The organism is Nocardia sp. GP40 (assembly GCF_050434125.1).
GTDB lineage: Bacteria > Actinomycetota > Actinomycetes > Mycobacteriales > Mycobacteriaceae > Nocardia > Nocardia albiluteola.
Map to the genome: position 1 here is coordinate 63637 of NZ_JBNPVW010000011.1, position 19329 is coordinate 82965.

Here is a 19329-nt window from a genome sequence, read left to right on the forward strand (position 1 = left end):
TGCCACCCCGGTAGGGGAATGATGCACGCGGGTTACTTCAGACGTCTACTCGGAGTTGTCTCGGTCCTCGAAAATGAGAGCAGCTCGGCCGCCCGCACGGCCAGCCATAGCTCTGCCAGTGCGTTCGTATCCGCCACGTCGCGGTCGGTGAGCGCCTCCACCTTCCGGATTCGGTACATCACCGTCTGCCGGTGGATGTGCATGGCCTGTGCAGTCCGTTGCCACGACCGCTGGTTCTGCAGAAATATGTCGAGGGTTTCCACGAGTTGCGACTGGTGCTTCTCGTCGTAGTCCAGGACCGGCCGCAGGATGCGGTCGACCAGGGTCTGCGCCTCGGCCACGTCGGACAGGCCGATCCAGGGTACGGCGCTGCCGTACCGAGACACGACGGTTCCCTGGCGTTCCGCGATCGACAACGCCCAGGAAGCCTCGCGGGCCGCATCCTGAAACCTGCTGAGCGAACCGATCTTCCCGCTTACTCCGATCCGGGCGGTCGGGCCGAGCGCCCGGATCAGGACGGCGTCGGTATGGGTGTCATCGGGCACCAGAACGTGGGCCGTGTCCATCCGGAGCCGGCACAGATTGGGCAGTGACCGTCGCCACAACGAATTGTGCAGGTCCAGCATGCGATTCGGGTCGTCGCTGCGGGCGACGACGAGCACCGCGGACGCCGGATCCAGGCCGAGTTCGGCGAGCTGATCGGCGGCAGCGGGAATGTCCATCCGCCCTTCGAGCATCTGAGTGAGCAATCCCGACTTGTAACGCCGCTCGTGTTCGAGCATGAGCCGGGTCTGGGAGAGCTCGATCGATACGACGGTGGCCGCGTGCTGGAGTTGGATCGGGTCGACGCCGACCTTCGGGTCGCTGAGCGCGACCAATGCGGCATCCGCGTGCCGTGGGATATCGGTGAGCATGGCCGCGCGGTCACCGATGGACGGCAGGCCGTATGCTCCACCGGCCACGTTCTTCGACGAGTCCGACAATGCCGCGATGGCGTCGCTGACGGTCGGATCCAGTGGCGGCGTGTCCGGGAACCATGGCTCGCCGGTCGCGCGTTCGCATACCTGGATCTCACATCCCAGCTCGCGCGCCAGCGCGGACAGGACGGTGGCTGGGTCGGCGCCGTGCGCGGTGTGGCGGCGGATCAGGTCATACATCCGGACCGTGCGACTGAGCCGCTGCGACTGGTCGACAAGGGTGGCCTCCGCGACGGCCCGCGAGATGGCGACGAAGGGCAGTGGATACCGGATCCACAGCAGCGGAAACCCCAGTTCGTCACTGATCCTCGACACTGCCCTGGTGAGCGGCGGGCAGTACATGTTCTCGCCGATGCCGAGGCCGGCCACGCCCTTCGCGGCGAGCTGTCGCACCAGGTCGGCCTGCGCTTTCGCTGATTTCGGAAACGACATACCGTTGGTCATCAGGAACTCGCCGCCGGTCACCCAGCGCCAGGGTTCGGGGAGATCGGTGACGTGTGTCCACGCGACTTCACGCCCGAGACCAGCCGCTCCGGAGTGCACTTCGAGTCGGAGGTGCGGGATCTCCGTGAGCTCGCCGATAGTGATTGCCACGATCGCATCCTAGGCCCCGGCGCACAGGCCGTTTGTGCGATCGAATAGAACATCGGGCCGACCCCGCCCGAAGGGGTGGAGCAGTGTCCGGCAGTACACCGCTCCACCCTTCTGGTGGACTGGAGCCTCAGCTCCGTCTCATCGGCACAGCATGGCCGAGTTCACTTCCAGTTCCGGTGCTCGTCGCCGGGGCTCATGCACCGTGGTTGATCATGACGTGCTTGGTCCGGGAGAAGTCGTCGAGCGCATAGAGCGAGAGGTCGCGCCCGTAGCCCGATCCCTTGAACCCACCCCACGGCGCCTCGTTTGCGAACACCAGGTGCGAGTTGACCCAGACGGTGCCGAAGTCGAGCCGCTTGGGCACGTCGAGGGACAGACCCGCGTCCTGGGTCCAGACCGACGCCGCGAGTCCGTACGGTGTCTCGTTGGCCCTCGCAACCGCCTCGTCGGTGGTGCTGAACGATTCGACCGTCACGACGGGGCCGAAGATTTCGTGCTGGGTGATCGGCGCCCCGGCCGGCACCCCGCTGAACACCGTCGGTTCGATGAAGTAGCCGGGGCCGCCCAGGACCCCGCCGCCGACGGCCGCATGCAGGCCGGCCGCGGTTGCCTCGGCCAGCGCATCCCGGACGCGCTCGAAGTGCGGGCGGGAAACCACGGGACCGATTTCGATGTCGTCCCCGGCGGCCGGCGCGCCGACCACCAGGCGGCCGACTTCCTCAACCAGGAGTTCGGTGAACTTTTCCGCCACCGATTCGTGCACCAGCACCCGGCAGGCCGCGCCGCAGTCCTGGCCCCCATTCCAGAATCCGGCGTTACGCACTCCGGTCGCGGCCGCACCGAGGTCGGCGTCGGCGAAGACGACGACGGGTGCTTTGCCACCGAGTTCGAGGTGAACGCGTTTGACCGACCGCGAGGCAGTTTCCGCGACCGCCTGGCCGCTGAGAACACTTCCTGTCACCGCGACAAGTGCGATGTCGGGGTGTTCGGCCAGGCGCTGTCCCACTGTCCGGCCGCGGCCGGACACGATATTGACGATTCCGTCGGGGATCTGTCCGGCGACGAGTTCGGCCAGCTTCAGTGTCGACAGCGGCGTCTGCTCGGAGGGCTTGAGCACCACGCTGTTTCCGGCGGCGAGAATGGGGGCGATCTTCCAGGCGGCCATCAGCAGCGGATAGTTCCAGGGCGTGATCACCCCGACCACTCCGACCGGTTCGCGGAGAATGACCGAGGTGTGTCCCTGCGCGTAGTCTCCAGCGGCCAGGGAAGTCAGCGTCCGCCCCGCCCCCGCCATGAACCGGAACGTGTCGACGGTATTGGAGATATCGTCGTCGGCGACGCTGCGGGGCTTGCCGGTATTCGCGGACTCGAGCACTGCGAGTACTTCGCGGTTGGCCTCTACGATGTCCGCGATCCGGGAGAGCACCTCGGATCGCTCCCTCGGCGTGGTGGCGCCCCACGACTTCTGAGCCTCGACGGCTCCCGCCACGGCCGAATCGACATCCTGGACGGTTCCTGCCGGGACGGATCCGAGGACCTTCTCCGTGGCCGGATCGACGACGTCGATGACCTCGGTGGACGAGCCCTGGACAAACGATCCGCCGATGAAGTGGCCCACGGGCGGCAGGTCGGCGACGGGAACCTGATCCGGAGCGGGCCGCCGTACCGTGAATCGCCTGATTTCGGTTGATGCCATGATCATTCGCCTGTACTTTCTGCGCCCGGTCCGGCGCCTGTAGATAGGTTCTTCGTTTCGCTCACGCGGCGGTGGGGTGGTTCATACCGGTTGCGTGACTGGTTCCATCGAACGATTGCTGCGGCGGGCAAAAGCCGTGGCTATGACGTAGTAGAGCGGTGAAACGACAGCCAACCCGACGATGAACGAGATATCTGTGTTGCCGAGCATCTTGGCGAACGGCCCGACGAAGGCGGTCCCGATGATCATGAACGGGAGCTGTACCGCGACACCGATGAGGTAGCAGCTGACCGCGGGCCAGTTGACCCGGCCGTAGCGACCGCCGTCGCGCTTGTAGAAGTCCTCGACGACGTAGTCCCCATGCCGGACCAGGTAGTAGTCCACCAGATTCACCGCGGTCCACGGGACCAGCGAACCGAGCAGCAGAACCAGGAAGTTGTTGTAGATGGAGACGAAGCCGCTGCCCGCGGTGAGCGCGACACACACGGCCAGCGCGCAGAGCCCGACGGCGATCAAACCGCGTTCGCGGCCGCGTGGATTGAAGCGCGGCACGATCGTCTGCGCAATCGTGATCGTGCACAGCGTGCTGCAGTACAGGTTCATCGCGTTGGTAGCGGCGACTCCGATGCTGAAGACCACAACCACCAGGACGCTGATCCCGGCGGTGGCCTTGGTCAGGGCGATAACCGGGTCGGTGTTGGGGAGCAGCAATCCGACGCCTGCCCCGAGGAACATCGGCAGGATCGAGCCGATGCTGGTGCCCCAGTAGCTCATCCAGAATGCCGGCTTCGAGCCCGTCTTTGCCGGCAGGTAGCGCGAATAGTCGGAAACGTATGGGGCATAGGCGATCTGCCACACCGCGCACGCCCCGAACGTGCTCAGGAAGCCGGCCAGCGTCGCCGTGCCGGTGCTGAAGAAGTGAGCGGGCACCGGGTGGACGATGAACGCCCAGACGAACGCCGCCAGCAGAACCAGCCCCGACGCCCACGTCATGATGCGTGCGTAGGCGTGGATCAGGGCGTAACCCCAGATGGCCGCGCAGAGGCTGATCGCCGCGAGCACCACGATGCCGGCCTTACCGCTCAGGAAGGGTATGACCGAGGCGAGCGACTCCCCGCCGAAGACGAGAATCGAGATGAAGAACCCGAGGTACATGACGACGACGACTGCGACGATGAGAATCGATCCCAGCGAACCGAATTGTCCCTTGGTCTGCACCATCTGCGGAACACCCAGCCGCGGCCCCTGAGCAGAGTGCAGCGCCATGAAGATCGCACCGAAGAGGTTTCCCGCGATGACCGCCAGCGCGGCCGACCACGCGGGCTGCCCGAAGAGGGTCGTCGACAACGCCCCGGTAACGATCGCCAGGATCATGATGTTGGTGCCGAACCAGATCGTGAACATGTCCCGATTGCGCCCGTGGCGCTGGTCGGCCGGAATCGGTTGGATGGTGGCCGATTCGATGGTGGAGACGGATTCCTCACGCCTGCTGTTTTTTACACTCACTGCTTGTTTCTTTCGCTCGCCCGGGGGCAGTTTTGGAGACTGTGGTTTCGGCCGCGACGGGCTTGCTCAGCGGATGACGAAGCCGCGCTCGACGACGCCGGCGAGAAGATCCACGTAGGAATCCATGTCCTCGCGGGCCGGACGCGGTGCCGCGGCATAGGGCATCGCGGCCTTCACGGCGGGACTGAGGAAGTACGCGCCCGCCGCCAGCACCGTCAGCGCCTCGAACTGGTCGGGCCTGCCCGCAGCGAGCTCATCGAGAGCGGCTTCGGGGTCCTTGCCGGTACAGGACGCAACGGCGGCGGCGAATGCTTCCGCGATATCGGGCCGGTAACCGAGAACCTGGTCGAGCAACGCGTCGGATACTCCGGCGGCGCTCGCTGAGGGCATGGAGCCGGATGCGGGAATCAGGGTGTCGGCGAGAAGCGCGAAGGTGCGGCGCTGGTCGGAATCGAGCATCATGCTGTCCTTAGAACGCGGTCTGGATGCTGTGGCGGGTTTCGGCGAGGTGCCGCATCGAGCGCAGGGCAATCGCCATGATGGTCGCGGTCGGGTTCACGCCCGTGGAGGTGACGAAGACGCTGCCGTCGATGATGAACAGGTTGGGTACGTCGTGTGCCCGGCCCCACTGATCGACGACGGAGGTGGCGGGGTCGGTGCCCATGGCGGCCGTCCCGAGCAGGTGCCAGGCGCTGTGGCGTACGACTGGGATCGGGTGGACTTCGACCGCCCCGGCGGCCTGATGCGCCTCGATCGCCCGCTCCACGTTGAATTTGAGCATTCGCTCACAGTTCTCACCGATGGTGTAGCGGATTTTCGCGGCCGGGATCCCGTCGGAGTCCGTGACGTCCGGGTCGAGTACGACCGCGTTGTGCTCATCGGGCAGGTCTTCGGTGGTGATCCCCCACTCGGTGTAGCGCCCGAATGTGCGCTCGAGACGGCTGTGGAAGGCGGATCCGAAACCCTCACGCCAGTTGTGGCCCCGCTCCCACAGGGTGTGGGCGAGCGGGCCACCGGTCGGCATCAGGTTCCACTTCGCTCCCCGGACGAAACCGCGGTCGGTGTCGGTCTCGTAGAACTGCATCGACTGCAGCGCCTGTCCTGCCGGGCCGAGCCAGGTTTCGAGCTCTTCGTCGTAGGCGCCGTATACCGAGGCGTACGGGTGCGTCATCAGGCGCTTGCCCACCAGCCCGGAGGAGTTGGCGAGGCCGTTGGGGAACAGCGACGAGGTCGAGTTCAGCAGCAGGCGCGGTGTGCCGACACCGTTCGCGGCCATCACGGTCACCCGGGCCGACTGGTGTTGCAGGTTGCCGTCGCGGTCGATGTACTCGGCGCCGGTGACCAGGCCGCGGTCGTTCACGGTGAGCCGGCTGACCCGGGCACCGGTGATCAGCACCGCACCCAGTGCGATCGCGTCACGCCAGTGGGTGAGGTCGGTGCTGGCCTTGGCTCCGGTCGGGCATCCGGACTCACACGCGCCGTAGCGCAGACAGGCCGGGCGGTTCTTGAAGTTGCGCGACGCGATGGCATTCGGCGCCGGCCACCAGTGCCAGCCCAGCTTGTCCATCCCCTTGGCCCCGACCAGACCGTACTTGCCGATCGGCAGCGGCGGCAGCGGAAAGGTGTGCGGATCCGGATAGGCGGGGTCACCCTCCAGCCCGGACGCGCCGATATGGTGGGTGACCTCGTCGTAGAACGGTCGCAGATCGTCATAGGTGAACGGCCAGTCCTCGGCCACGCCGTCGAGTGTCCTGACCCGGAAGTCCGACGGCATCGCGCGAACCCAGTGCCCGGAGAACATGATTGTGCTGCCGCCGACGCCGTTGAACATCAGCGGTTCGACCGGGCTCTCGGTGGCGTCGACCGGATAGTCGGCCGGGTTCTGACGCACATTCGGGCTGGCGTTCCACTGCTTCAGACGGGTGAGCTCCCACGACGGCTTGTCGCCGGTGAAATCGTCGGGCAAGTTCCAGTTTCCCTGTTCCAGACACACGACCTCGAGGCCCTTGCTGGCCAACTCGAGTGCTGCCACCCCGCCGGATGCTCCGGCGCCCACGATGAGGACGTCGACTCCTTCGGCGGTGTCGTAGTCGATGTGCTGTGTATTCATCGGCTGTGCTCCCTCAGCTCAGGCCCAGCCGAAGCCGGTCGCGCCCACGGGTCCTCCCCCTGATCGGGGTGTCACGAGCAATGATGCGTGGGTCACACTTCGGCCGCTAGCGTCGATCCGCAACAAACCGGCGAACCGGTCTTGTGCATCCGCACAACGAGACGGAGGGCACACCTACCGCGACTGCTCGCACTGGCACTGCTCACCGCTCGGCCGTCGCCGCCGACCACCCCGACCACGTCATCGACGGACTGATCGCCTAACGGTCGCGGTTCTCCGCCCATCGGTAGGAATGTTCCGGCCGCCCGGCCGTGCCGTAACGCGGGACGATCTGCACAGCCCCGGTGTCGTGCAGGAACTTCAGGTAACGCCGCGAGACGGCCTGACTGAACCCGATCCGCTCGGCGAGTTCCGTGGCGGTCACGCCATCCTGCGTCTTGCGCAGCGTCTCGGTGACGTGGTCGAGGGTGGTGTCGGAGATGCCCTTGGGCAGCGATTGCTCGCCGCTCGAGCGTAGCCGCCCGTACAGCCGGTCGATATCGCGCTGCGCGGGGACGCTCATCCGGTCCAATTGAGTGCGCGCCGCGGCGTAGCTGTCCAGCCGCTCCCGAAAGATACGGAAGGTGAAGGGTTTCACGATGTAGTGCACCACACCCAGGTGCATGGCCGAGCGCAGGACGTCGACATCCTTGGCGGAGGTGATCGCGATGACATCGACCGCCGCTGCGTTGGAGGCTCGGATACGGCGCAAGATGTCGATGCCACCCAGGTCGGGTAGGTACATGTCCAGCAGGATCAAGTCCGGTCGCACCGTCTCGAGCGCGCGCAGCGCGGCTGCGCCGCTGGTGGCCTCGCCCACCACCTGGAATCCGCCGACACGTTCGGTGAATTGGCGATGCACCGATACCGCCATCGCGTCGTCGTCGACGACCAGGGTCCGAATCACCGCTCGGCACTTTCGGTTTCGCCGGTGCCGGAGATCGCGGCCCGCTCCCGCAGCGGGATGGTGACCGTGAACAGCGCACCGTCGACATTGCGGACGGCGATGTGGCCGCCCCGGGCGCACACCTCGCGGCTGACCAGCGCGAGTCCGATGCCGCGGCGGCGGTTGCCCGCGTGCGCCGCCTTCGTGGTGAACCCGTGACGGAATATCTCGTCGGCGAGCGATGCGTCGACACCGGGCCCGGTGTCGCGCACGGTGATCTCCAAAACGCCGGTGCGCGTGGTGATTCCGACATCCACCCGGCCTCCCTCGGGGCCCGCCTGGGTGACCGATTCCAGCGCATTGTCGATCAGGTTGCCCAGCACGGTGACCAGGCCCTGCGGTTCGTCGAGATCGGCGGGCAATTCGCCGGTCGCCGACACCGACAGCGTGATGCCGCGTTCGCCGGCGACCGCCGCCTTGCCCAGCAGCAGCGCGGACACGATCGGGTCGCTCACCCCGTCGACGAGCTGGGCAGCGAGTTGCTGGTGCAGCACCGAGGTGTGGTTGATGAACTCCACGGCGTCGTCGTACCGGCCCAGCTCGATGAGCCCCCCGATGACGTGCAGCCGGTTGGCGAATTCATGTTCCTGCGAGCGCAGTGCGTCGGCCAGCGACCGGCTGTCGTCCAGCTCTCGCAGCAGTCCCTCGAGTTCGGTCCGGTCGCGTAGCGTAATCACCGCACCGATGGGACGGCCGCGGACATCGACCGGCATGTGGTTGACCACGAGGATGCGCTTGCCCAGCAGGACGATTTCGTCGCGGCCCGGCACGTGCCCGCCCAGCACATCCCGCACCCGGCCCGCGGGGACGAATTCGGGGAGCCGGCGCCCGAGGACATCGGTCCGCTCGATACCCAGCAAACGCTGCGCCTCGTCGTTGATCATGGTCACGTGCTCGGTCAGGTCGAGGGTGATTACGCCCTCGGCGATGCTGTGCAGCATCGCTTCGCGATGTTCCAGCATCCCGGTGATCTCCGCGGGTTCGAGTCCATAGGTCTGCCGCTTGATTCGGCGCGTCAACAGCAGTGTGCCCGCCACCGACAGCGCCAGGGCCAGCAGCGGCGGGACGAACGTCGAGGGCAGGCGGGACAACAGCTGGGAACTCACCGTGTCCTCCAGCGTGCCGACCGACACCAGGCCGATGACCTGCCCGGCGCCATCGCGGACCGGGACCTTGGCACGCATCGACCGGCCGAGCGAACCGTTCTGCACCCCGATGTAGGTGCCACCGGACAGGACCGCGGCCGGGTTCTCCCCCGGATCGTTGAGCAGTGACGTGCCGATCAGGGAGCTGTCGGGGTGCGAGTACCGAATGCCCTGGCGGTTGGTGATCACGATGAAGGTCGCGCCGGTGGCCCGGCGGACGGTTTCGGCGGCCGGGTCGATCGCCCGTGCCGGGTCGGGTGCGGCGAAACCGTCGACAATCGTCGGATCGGTCGCGACCGATCGCGCGATGCGCAGCGAATTCTGACCCGCCTGCCGATCCATGTCGGAACGGATCTCCCGGTAGGTCAGGGCCGCATCGACAACCGCGGAAATGAGCAGAATCCCCAGCAACAGAACGAGCACCTGGGTGGACAAACGCAAGCTCCGACGCCGGGTGGTGAGGGGCGTCACCACGGCATGGTAGCGCATCTTCAGCTCCCATTTCGTGAGCGTAATGCGCGGAAATGCGCGTAATAGTCATGAACCGTCGTTTGCTGCCCACATGGTGGACGTGACACGGGTCACGGAGCACTGTCGTTCGCATAACAGCACACGGACCGCCAGTCAACGGAGACCACCCCGGCGGACGAGAACGACACCAAGGAGATAGCGACAATGGCTGCGTCAGCCGGAAATACGGTGGCCGACCCCCCGACGGCTCCCCACCGCTCATCGGACGCCCGGATCGAGCTGTCCGCGGTCACCAAGCGTTTCACCAGCCCGACCGGCGAGACCTTCACGGCCCTGCGCGAAGTGAGCCTGACCATCGAGCCCGGCCAGTTCTGCGCGATCGTCGGGCCGACCGGCTGCGGCAAGTCCACCACGCTGAGCCTGGTATCCGGCCTGGACCGCCCCACCGCCGGATCGGTGCGCGTGGCCGGGCAGCCGGTCAAGGGCATCACGCCGGGAACGAGCTTCATGTTCCAGGCCGACGCCCTCCTGCCCTGGAAGAATGTGGTGTCGAACGTGGCACTCGGTCCTACGTTCCGGCACGTGCCCAAGCGCACCGCGCGGGCGCAGGCCACGGAGTGGCTGCAGCGGGTCGGGCTGGCCGGATTCGAGGACCACTACCCGCACCAGCTTTCCGGTGGCATGCGCAAACGCGCCAGCCTGGCCGCCGCGCTGATCAACGAGCCGTCGCTGCTGATGATGGACGAACCGTTCGGCGCCCTGGACGTGCAGACCAAGGCAATCATGTCCAACGAGCTGCTGCAGCTGTGGGAGCAGACCCGCCCCACCGTCCTGTTCATCACCCACGACCTGGAGGAGGCCATCGCGCTGGCCGATGTGGTCGTCGTGATGACCTCGCGTCCGGGGACCGTCAAGGACGTCTACCAGATCGACCTGCCCCGCCCGCGCGGCGCGGTTCAGGAGATCCGGTTCGAGCCGCGGTTCCTCGAACTGCACCAGCAGATCTGGGAGTCCCTGCGGGAAGAGGTCGAGCAGGCATACGCGGCTACCGCCGCCGCACAGCAGGGAGAAAAGCCGTGACAAGCGCATCGAATGTGTCCGACGCCATGACGACCATGCAAACCGATATCCGGCATGTGCCCAACGAGGCTGACATGTCCGACCTGGCCCGGCGGCGCGCCCGGATGCGCAAACTTCGCGTGTACCTGGCCCGGCTGGCCGTCGCGGTCGTAGTGATCGGCGGCTGGCAGTTGCTGACCGGCTGGAAGGTCATCGATCCGTTCTTCTTCGGCAGGCCCAGCGGGATCGTGTCCACGCTGGTCGACTGGGTCGAACACGGAACCCAGTACGGCTCGGTGTGGTCACAGATCGGGATCACGATGAAGGAGGCCCTGCTCGGCTTCGTCTACGGCACCGTCGGCGGCGTCGTCGCAGGGGTCCTGCTCGGGCAGTTCCCGTTCCTGGCCGACGTGGCCGGTCCGTACATCAAGGTGCTCAACGCCATGCCGCGGATCGTGCTCGGCTCGATCTTCGTGGTCTGGCTCGGGCTGGGCACGCCGTCGAAGGTGCTGCTCGCGGCGGTCCTGGTGTTCTTCGTCGTGTTCTTCAATGCCTTCCAGGGCGTGCGTGAAGTGGACCGGAACCTGCTTGCCAACGTCCGGGTGCTCGGCGCATCACGCTGGCATGTCATCCGGCATGTGGTGCTGCCCTCCGCGCTGACCTGGATCACCGCCAGCCTGCACGTCGCCTTCGGGTTCGCAGTGATCGGCGCGATCGTCGGTGAATTCCTCGGCGCTCAGCACGGGCTCGGCCTGGTGATTTCCACCGCGCAGAACAACTTCGAACCCAACGGCGTGTTCGCCGCGATGGTCATCATCGCGATCATCACCCTGACCGCGGAATTCATCCTCACCCGGGTGGAGAACCGGTTGCTGGGCTGGCGCCCGGCCGCACACTCGGAGGCTGCCGGAATCTGAGACCTCGAAATCCCCTGAACCCCAATAGATCAACCCCGTTCTCATCGAGGAGAATTACTGATGAAGCGCAGTATCGTGGCCCGTGTGGTGGTGGCCGCCACCGCCGTCGGGCTCGCCGTCGGCCTCACCGCCTGCGGATCGAGCAGCGACAAGGCGAGCAATGGCCTGCCGACCGTGACCATGATGGTCGGTGGCATCGACAAGCAGATCTACCTGCCGTACCAGCTCGCCGAGGGCCTCGGCCTATACAAGAAATACGGCGTGAACATGTCGTTGAGCACCGAGACCACCGGCGGTGTCGGCGCCGAGGACGCGATGGGGTCGGGGCAGGTCGATATGGCCGGTGCGTGGTACATCCACGCCGCCGAATTCCAGTCGAAGGGCAAGGACGTCATTTCGGTCGCCCAGTTGTCCGGCGCCCCGGGCGAACGCGAGATGTGCGCGACCGGCTCGAACGTACATTCCCCCGCCGACTGGAAGGGCAAGAGCGTCGGCGTGACCGACCTCGGCTCCGGCACGGACGACCTCAGTCAGTACCTTGCCGCACAACAACACCTGGGCACGAAGGATTACAGCCGGGTCGGCGTCGGCGACGGCAGCACGCTCATCTCCTCGCTGAAGCAGGGCCGGATCGCCTGCGCCATGACGACGCAGCCGACCGTGGCCGCGATCGAGAAGACGGGCGTCGGCTACTCCGCGACCGACCTGGCCAGCACCGCCGGCTCGCAGCAGTGGCTCGGCGGCGTGTACCCCGCGGCCGCTGTCCTGTCCCGGACGGACTGGGTGAACTCGCACAAGGATCTGGTGCAGAAGGTGGTCAACGCACTCGTCGAGACCATGCACTACATCAACACCCACAGCGCCGCCGACATCGCGGCGCACCTGCCGCCGAAATTCGTGTCCAACGAACTGGTCACCAAGGATGACTACATCAAGGCCCTCGACCAGGACAAGGGGCAGTTCCTGCCCGATGGCATGATGCCGGCCGGCGCCGCGCAGACCGCGATCGCAATCGACAAGTTCGTCGGGAAACTGGACGGCTCGGTCGATGTGTCCAAGACCTACACAGACAGCTACGTCATTCAGGCGAACAAGACCGTGGGCAGCGGCAATTGAGCTGAGGTCCTGGCGATGAGGGGCGGCTCCGAGCGGACGGTCAACGTCCCGCTCGGAGCCGTTGTCGTCGCCGATCCTGGCTCTGCCCGGTCTCCACATTCACACAACCCGCACACGACACCGAGACAGCCATGCTCGCCTTCGTACTGTTAGCCGTCCTCGCCGCCGCGGTGACCGCGCTCGCCGCCGCCTTGTTCCTCGCACCGTCCCGAGCCGCGCAGGACATCCCGGAAACACTGCCGGACAAGGCGATCCGCACGGACGGTGGGCACAACTCACACCGTGCACCCGATACCGCATTGCCGATCCCGGATGCTCACCGGGCAATGCGCGACCATCGCTCCTGCCGCATGCGTGACTGCCCCCGCAAGCGCGCCGCGTACACCGCGCTGCGGGACGCCGGGAAGCTCGTTCCGGATCTGCGCGTGGCGAGATGGATGCAATGACTCCCTCGATCCGAACGCCCGCTGTCTACCGGACAGCGGTGCCGTAACAGTAGGCCGTTCAGCCGGGCACAACCGCCGGATCCCCAGTTGTGCCATGGGAATTCGCGCGGCGATGGACGCAATGAGCATTGGGCGAAGTAGTCCTCGGACCGCGCACGGCCGGAACGAATGTGCTGGTACGCCTAGGACTTGGGAATCGGCCTGGTCTCCGCGGACGGCGGCACCGGCGCGATCGGCATGGCCTCGGTGACCGAGCTGCTGGACACGTCCGAATTCGCGCCGCTCGAGCCCACGCTCACCGTGGCCGGACCCGTGAAGGCCGGCAGCGCTGCATAGCGAGGATCGATCTTGGCGGTGCGGCTGGCGTTCACGATCCAGCGGCGGGCACGGGTGAGCGCGTGGGTAGGGAACATGGAATCCCAGCGCATGTCGTCCGCGGCGTTGTACGGCAGTTTGCCGCGGACCTCCGGCGCGTAGGGGTGCGGCGGGAACATGTTCGGGAATCCGACCCTCGGCACGACCGCGGCCTCACGGGCGCCGGGGCGGCCGTTCTCCGGGCACATGATCTTCAGGATCGCGCAGCAGCTGGCCTTGGGCACCACGATGCCCGCGGTGAACCCCAGGCCCGCCTCGCGGTCCGGCAGCGGGAACTTCTCCAGCCGCAGCAGGGCGGGCTGGCCGTTGACGGTGATCGAGTGGGCCTCGAGCAGGCAGCCGAACTCGGCCTGCAGCTCGGTGAGCTTCAGACGCAGGGTCTCCTCGTCCTCCAGCGGCGCGGGGAGGTCCGGCACGGCCTCGATATAGGTCAGCGTGATGATGTCCCGGGTGACCGGATCGCCCCAGGTGCTCTGGTCGAGTTGTTGCAGTCCCCCGGTTTCGAACGAGATTGGCACGCGACCACGCTACCTACTCGATATGTATTCGCACGTCCTAGGTCGTTTTGTGCTCAATACGTGACATACTGGAGGACACTTCCAGGCAAAACAGGCGTTCGGTCTGTTTTGTACCCGTGAGACGACCTCCGCTTTGCGCGAGCCGGACCGGGGTCCTGTCAGACCCCGGTCCGGCTCGATCGCTTTCGTCATTCCACGCCTGGCGCGGGCTTCGAGTTCGGCGGTTTGACCGTCCTGCCCGCCTGCTCGAGGGCCCGGCGCAGCGCGTACTCGATCTGGGCGTTGATGCTGCGCAGGTCGTCGGCCGCCCACTTGGCGATCGCCTCGTAGACGGCCGGATCGAGGCGCAGCAGCACTTTCTTCGGCTCCCGCGCGGCCATCAGGAGTAGAGGGTCCCGGTGTTGACCACGGGCTGGGCGGCGCGGTCGCCGCACAGCACGACCAGCAGGTTCGACACCATCGACGCCTTGCGCTCCTCGTCGAGCTCGACCATGCCCTCGTCGGCCAGGCGCTGCAGGGCCATGCCGACCATGCCGACCGCGCCGTCGACGATGCGGCTGCGCGCGGCGACCACCTGGCTCGCCTGCTGGCGGACCAGCATGGCCTGGGCGATCTCGGGCGCGTAGGCGAGGTGGGTGATGCGGGCCTCGAGGATCTCGATGCCGGCCAGCGCGGTGCGTTCGCGCAGTTCGACGGTCATCTCCTCGGCGACCTCGGTGCCGTTGCGCAGGCTGGTGCGGGACTGGTCGTCCGAATCGTAGGGATGCGTGGTGGCCAGGTGGCGGACGGCGGTCTCGGACTGGGTGCGCACGTACTCCTCGTAGTTGTCGACGGCGAAGGCGGCCTTGAAGCTGTCCACGACGCGGTAGACCGCCACGGCCGCGATCTCGACCGGGTTGCCGTCCGAATCGTTGACCTTCAGCTTCTGGGTCTCGAAGTTGCGCACCCGCAACGAGATTCGGCGCTTGGCGGTCAGCGGCACCACCCAGAAGAATCCGGCGTCGCTCACCGAGCCGATGTAGCGGCCGAAGAACTGCAGCACCTTCGCCTCGTTCGGCCCGACCGTCGTGAGTCCGGTGAGCAGCAGCACCGCCAGCACCAGGATCACATACCCGATCACCGCACCGGCACTGGCCCCGGAGCCGTGCGAACCCGAGCCGCTGACCCCGAGCACCACGCCGACGATGCCGACGGCGAGCAGCAGCAACAACATGAAGAACCCGTTGACCCGAAAGGCCGGACGCAGCTCCATGACATCCTCCCAATATCTAAGTGATATCACGACGATAGCGCTGAGCGGTTCGCGCGTCCAGAGGGAAAATTCGCCGGTGTGCTAGGAGGATTCGGCCAGGGACTGCGTGCCCAGCACCGCGAGCAGCGCCAGCCGTTCGGCGTCCTCGGTGCCGGGTTCGGCGGTGTAGATCATGATCCGCAGATCGCTGCCCGCCACCGTCATCACGTCGCAGTCCAGGGTCAGCGAGCCGACCGCGGGGTGCTCGATGGTCTTCGGGTGGCTCGTCCTGCGGCCCACGACGCCCGAGTCCCAGAGTTCGGCGAATCGGGGGCTGCCGGTGCGCAGGGTGGTGATCAGCTGTTGCAGCTGATGGTCGGCCGGATAGCGGGTCGCAGCGGTGCGCAGGTCCGAGACCAGCGCGGTCTCGTACTCCAGCAGGGCCTCCGGGGTACGCCGGACGGTGCTGCCGGAGTTGCCGGTGCCGAGGAAGTGCCGCCACACGCCGTTGCGCTCGATGCCGCGCACCCCGGACTGATCACCGACCAGCGCGGCATGCTGCGGATTGGCCACCAGCAGCGTCCAGGTGGCGTCGTACACCGCGACCGGCGTCCCGGTCAGGCGGTCCAGCACCCGCTGCACGCTGGCGGTGATGTGGGACGGCACGAGTTCGGGCTCCGGCAGCGCCAGCCCCGCGAGCCGGAACAGGTGCGCGCGCTCGGTGCCGGACAGCCGCAGCGCCCGCGCCAGTGCCTCGACCACCTGGGTCGAGGGATTCGACGCGCGTCCCTGCTCGAGACGGGTGATGTAGTCCACCGAAATGCCCGCCAGCAGCGCCAGCTCCTCGCGTCGCAGCCCGGGCGCGCGGCGCTGGCCCCCACTGGGCAGCCCCGCGTCGCCCGGTGCGAGCCGGTCCCGCCATCGCCGCATCGCCCTGCCCAGTTCCGAGGTCGCCATACCTCCAGTGTTCCGCGTCGGCAGGTACCGTGCCTGGTATCGGCAGTCCCAGGAAGGTCAGGGAGCTGGCTGTCCCATCCCACGACGGCGAGGCTGGAGTCATGACAACGACACTGATCACAGGAGCCAACAAGGGCATCGGGTTCGCGACCGCGCGCCGGCTCGTCGCCGAGGGCCACACCGTTTACATCGGGTCCCGCGACCTGGAGCGCGGCCGCGCCGCCGCCGAGCAGATCGGGGCGCGCGTCGTCCAGCTCGACGTCACCGACGACGCGTCGGTCGCCGCGGCCGCGAAGGCCGTCGAGGCCGAGGGCGGGCTGGACGTGCTGATCAACAACGCGGGCATCGAGAGCCGCAACCCCGACGGCAGCGTGCCCACCGCCGCCGACCTCACCGGCGACACGATACGAGAGGTGTTCGACACCAACGTCTTCGGCGTCGTCCGGGTGCTGCACGCCTTCCTGCCGCTGCTGGAGCGCTCCGCCGCACCGGTGGTGGTGAACGTGAGCAGCGGGCTGGCCTCGTTCGCCGGTATGACCACCCCCGGCCCCGCGTCCGCCTATCCCGGCGTTGCGTACCCGACATCCAAGGCCGCGGTGAACATGCTCACCGTGCAATACGCCAAGGCGTTCCCCCAGATTCGGATCAACGCGGTCGAACCCGGTTACACCGCAACCGATCTCAACCATCACCAGGGGATCCAGACGATCGATCAGGCCGCCGAGGTCGTCGCGCGTGCGGCCACCGTCGCACCGGACGGGCCCACCGGAAGCTACTCCGGCCCCGAGGGCCCCATGCCCTGGTGACGGCCCGGATCAGTCCGGCAGCCACCACTTCCGTGAACACCGCCCAGCAGGACGCGGCGGGCGTCATCCTTCGCCTGGCGACGGCGGCACCCGACGGACACACGGGGGAGCTCTACCCCGGGCCGGTGCGCCCGATGCCCTGGTAGTGGCCCGAATCAGTCCGGCAGCCAACCGCTTCCGGGCTCGGTCCAGCGGATGGACTCGAGCATCGCGCAGTGGCCCGCGGCGGCGGGGCTTCGCCCGCTCAGCGGCGCTCGGCGAGATCGGCCAGGGCCTGGGCCCAGCCGTCGAGGCGGTCGGCACAGTCGCGCAGGTTGAGCAGATCCATATCGAATTCGGTTGGCGCGGTAACGGACTCGGGAGCCGCCAGGATCCGGGAGGCGGCGGCCACCAGGAGCTCGTATTCGGCGATACCGGCGGACAGTCGTGCGGCGCCGGCGCGCAGCGGCGCGGCCATGTCGACCGCTGGCGCAGCGCTTCCCCGCGCGACGACCTCCGCCGCCTTCTCCATGGCGACCACGTCGGCGGCCAGGGTATGCAGGGCCGCGGCGCTGGAGGCGGCGGTCTCCACCGTGTCGGCCAGATCCTCCTCGGGAAGCCTACGGCCCCGGACGATCTGGGCAACGAGTGTGTGGAACACCTCCTCGGCGCGGACCAGGCGGGCCACCGGTTCCCGGGTGATCGAGCGGACCGGGGGCAGCTTGCGGGGTACGAAGGCCGCCTGCGGCAACGGATTCCGGCGCATGACCAGATAGCGCCGCGTGGTGACGGCCGCCCCGGTGACCATGACCACCGCACCGCCGCCGACAATGATCACCGCCCAGGCGGGCGCGGCCAGAATCGCCAGACCCGCGGTGCCCGCGGCGGTGATGCCCGACGCGGTCCCCCACCGCAGGGTGCGCCGACGGGCCCGGCGGCGCCGCCGCAGCTCCCGCTCGCGCGGCTCGGCCCAGCTGCGCACCGCGTGCATCGCATGTTCGCCGACTTCGCGCAGGGTATCGGGCAGGCGCCGCGCCCTTTCAATCTCCCGATCGTCGATTCCGTACTGGGACAGTGCATCCCGGAGGCCGCGCGTTGCCAATTCCCTGGACGGCCGGGAGTTCGACCGCGTGTGCGTCGCCCGCGGTTTCCGCTCACCGGATCCACGCTCCGCCGATCCGTTTCCCCGCTGCGAGGTCGGCACCTCGGAGACTGTTCCTCTGGTGTCCGGCGAGGAGGGAGCGTCCGAGGTTCCCGCAGGCAGCGCGCCGGGCTGCGGAAACGCCTGCGCTGCACGCGGATCCGGTGCCGAACGCGCCTTCCGCCGCAATCGGGCGCGGCCGGACGCGGACTCGTTACCGGTCCGCGATCTGGCCATCGCTCCTGACTACCTTTCGAACGTCGGCGGCTCTCGCCGCCACCGGCCTACTGCTGCTGGGGCGAGGCCTGGCCCTGGTTGATCTGCGGCTGCGCCGCGGGCTGCGCGATCTGCGGCGCGGCATCGCCCGCGGGCAGCGCGTCGCCGCGCATGGAGGCACGGATCTGCTCGAGGCGGCTGTGGCCCGCCATCTGAATGCTGGCCTGCTGCACCTCGAGCATGCGGCCCTGGACCGAGTTGCCCGCGAGCTCGGCGGCGCCCAGCGCATTGGCGTAGCGACGCTCGATCTTCTCGCGCACCGCGTCCAGGCTCGGGGTGGTGCCCGGCGCGGACAGCGTCGAATCCATGCGCTGCAGCGAGGCGGACACCTGCTCCTGCATCTTGGCCTGCTCGAGCTGGCTGAGCAGCTTGGTGCGCTCGCCAACCTTCTGCTGCAACAGCATCGCGTTCTGCTCGACGGCCTTCTTGGCCTGCGCGGCGGCCTGCAGCGACTGATCGTGCAGCACCTTCAGGTCCTCGACCGCCTGCTCGGCGGTGACCAGCTGCGCGGCGAACGCCTCGGCGGCGTTGGTGTACTGGATCGCCTTGTCGGTATCGCCGGCCGTGGCGGCCTGATCGGCGAGCATGACCGCCTGCCGGGCGTTGGCGTTGAGCTTCTCCACCTCGTCCAGCTGGCGGTTCAGCTTCATCTCCAGCTGACGCTGGTTACCGATCACCGACGCGGCCTGCTGCGAGAGGGCCTGATGCTGGCGCTGGGCCTCCTCGATGGCCTGCTGGATCTGCACCTTCGGATCCGCATGCTCCTCGATCTTGGAGTCGAAGAGGGCCATCATGTACTTCCAGGCCTTGACGAACGGATTAGCCATCGATTGATCCCGCCTCCATCTGACGCGCCGCGCTCCAACGCGACTGTAGTGCGCGACCGTCACGCACCCCTGGTGTCCCTATCTCCATTGCCCGGCGCCGCGAGCGGAGAACCCCGCCCGTGACCGTTGCCTATAGAGAATCTATCCGTTTCCGTCCCGTCGTACAGCCTTGCCGAGTCTTTGGGCCTCCGCGGTGC

At 67.4% G+C, this 19329-nt stretch carries 19 protein-coding genes; 6 read left to right on the forward strand and 13 right to left on the reverse strand.

The window, feature by feature from the left end:
• Positions 1–32 precede the first annotated feature (32 nt).
• The 7 genes from ABH933_RS29445 to ABH933_RS29475 all read right to left on the reverse strand — a co-directional run bounded on the left by ABH933_RS29445 (position 33) and on the right by ABH933_RS29475 (position 9502).
• A complete protein-coding gene (locus tag ABH933_RS29445) occupies positions 33–1571 on the reverse strand; it encodes a PucR family transcriptional regulator (protein ID WP_429422483.1) in 1539 nt (512 codons plus the stop codon).
• A 193-nt stretch (positions 1572–1764) separates the two neighbouring features.
• Positions 1765–3267, reverse strand: coding sequence for an aldehyde dehydrogenase family protein (locus tag ABH933_RS29450; protein WP_429422481.1), 1503 nt, complete (start codon positions 3265–3267; stop codon positions 1765–1767).
• Positions 3268–3348: 81 nt separating this feature from the next.
• Entirely contained in the window at positions 3349–4773 is a 1425-nt protein-coding gene (locus ABH933_RS29455) for a purine-cytosine permease family protein (RefSeq protein WP_429422479.1), read from the reverse strand.
• Positions 4774–4839: 66 nt separating this feature from the next.
• The gene (locus ABH933_RS29460) at positions 4840–5235 is read right to left on the reverse strand and encodes a hypothetical protein (RefSeq protein ID WP_429422477.1); all 396 of its coding nucleotides are present in this window, start codon (positions 5233–5235) and stop codon (positions 4840–4842) included.
• Between the two features lie 7 nt (positions 5236–5242).
• Positions 5243–6883, reverse strand: a complete 1641-nt coding sequence (locus tag ABH933_RS29465; protein WP_429422475.1) for a GMC family oxidoreductase — start codon at positions 6881–6883, stop codon at positions 5243–5245.
• 259 nt (positions 6884–7142) lie between these two features.
• Positions 7143–7829 carry a response regulator gene (locus tag ABH933_RS29470; RefSeq protein WP_215923270.1) on the reverse strand — a complete coding sequence of 229 codons (687 nt, stop codon included), beginning with the start codon at positions 7827–7829 and terminating at the stop codon, positions 7143–7145.
• Positions 7826–9502 (reverse strand): ATP-binding protein, encoded by a 1677-nt coding sequence (locus ABH933_RS29475; RefSeq protein ID WP_429422473.1) that lies wholly within the window; start codon positions 9500–9502, stop codon positions 7826–7828. The genes ABH933_RS29470 and ABH933_RS29475 overlap by 4 nt, the downstream gene beginning before the upstream one ends.
• Positions 9503–9688: 186 nt before the next feature.
• Here ABH933_RS29475 and ABH933_RS29480 point away from each other — a divergent pair, with 186 nt between their 5' ends.
• The 4 genes from ABH933_RS29480 to ABH933_RS29495 all read left to right on the forward strand — a co-directional run bounded on the left by ABH933_RS29480 (position 9689) and on the right by ABH933_RS29495 (position 13022).
• Positions 9689–10564, forward strand: coding sequence for an ABC transporter ATP-binding protein (locus ABH933_RS29480; protein WP_245402077.1), 876 nt, complete (start codon positions 9689–9691; stop codon positions 10562–10564).
• Positions 10561–11460 (forward strand): ABC transporter permease, encoded by a 900-nt coding sequence (locus tag ABH933_RS29485; protein ID WP_429422470.1) that lies wholly within the window; start codon positions 10561–10563, stop codon positions 11458–11460. The genes ABH933_RS29480 and ABH933_RS29485 overlap by 4 nt, the downstream gene beginning before the upstream one ends.
• Before the next feature lie 60 nt (positions 11461–11520).
• The gene (locus tag ABH933_RS29490) at positions 11521–12576 is read left to right on the forward strand and encodes an ABC transporter substrate-binding protein (protein ID WP_429422469.1); all 1056 of its coding nucleotides are present in this window, start codon (positions 11521–11523) and stop codon (positions 12574–12576) included.
• Positions 12577–12707: 131 nt separating this feature from the next.
• Positions 12708–13022, forward strand: coding sequence for a hypothetical protein (locus tag ABH933_RS29495; RefSeq protein WP_429422467.1), 315 nt, complete (start codon positions 12708–12710; stop codon positions 13020–13022).
• Between the two features lie 182 nt (positions 13023–13204).
• Here ABH933_RS29495 and ABH933_RS29500 read toward each other — a convergent pair whose 3' ends face one another.
• The 4 genes from ABH933_RS29500 to ABH933_RS29515 form a co-directional block, all read right to left on the reverse strand.
• Entirely contained in the window at positions 13205–13915 is a 711-nt protein-coding gene (locus ABH933_RS29500; protein ID WP_429422466.1) for a hypothetical protein, read from the reverse strand.
• 188 nt (positions 13916–14103) lie between these two features.
• The gene (locus ABH933_RS29505) at positions 14104–14295 is read right to left on the reverse strand and encodes a hypothetical protein (RefSeq protein ID WP_429422465.1); all 192 of its coding nucleotides are present in this window, start codon (positions 14293–14295) and stop codon (positions 14104–14106) included.
• Positions 14295–15167, reverse strand: a complete 873-nt coding sequence (locus ABH933_RS29510; protein ID WP_429422463.1) for an SPFH domain-containing protein — start codon at positions 15165–15167, stop codon at positions 14295–14297. The genes ABH933_RS29505 and ABH933_RS29510 overlap by 1 nt, the downstream gene beginning before the upstream one ends.
• Positions 15168–15248: 81 nt before the next feature.
• Entirely contained in the window at positions 15249–16103 is an 855-nt protein-coding gene (locus ABH933_RS29515) for a helix-turn-helix transcriptional regulator (protein ID WP_429422461.1), read from the reverse strand.
• Between the two features lie 101 nt (positions 16104–16204).
• Here ABH933_RS29515 and ABH933_RS29520 point away from each other — a divergent pair, with 101 nt between their 5' ends.
• Entirely contained in the window at positions 16205–16909 is a 705-nt protein-coding gene (locus tag ABH933_RS29520; protein ID WP_215923262.1) for an SDR family NAD(P)-dependent oxidoreductase, read from the forward strand.
• Entirely contained in the window at positions 16906–17055 is a 150-nt protein-coding gene (locus ABH933_RS29525) for a hypothetical protein (protein ID WP_429422460.1), read from the forward strand. The genes ABH933_RS29520 and ABH933_RS29525 overlap by 4 nt, the downstream gene beginning before the upstream one ends.
• 98 nt (positions 17056–17153) lie before the next feature.
• Here ABH933_RS29525 and pspM read toward each other — a convergent pair whose 3' ends face one another.
• Positions 17154–17990, reverse strand: coding sequence for a phage shock envelope stress response protein PspM (gene pspM, locus ABH933_RS29530; protein ID WP_429422458.1), 837 nt, complete (start codon positions 17988–17990; stop codon positions 17154–17156).
• Positions 17991–18313: 323 nt separating this feature from the next.
• Positions 18314–19132, reverse strand: coding sequence for a phage shock protein PspA (pspA, locus tag ABH933_RS29535; RefSeq protein ID WP_215923261.1), 819 nt, complete (start codon positions 19130–19132; stop codon positions 18314–18316).
• Positions 19133–19329: the final 197 nt, after the last annotated feature.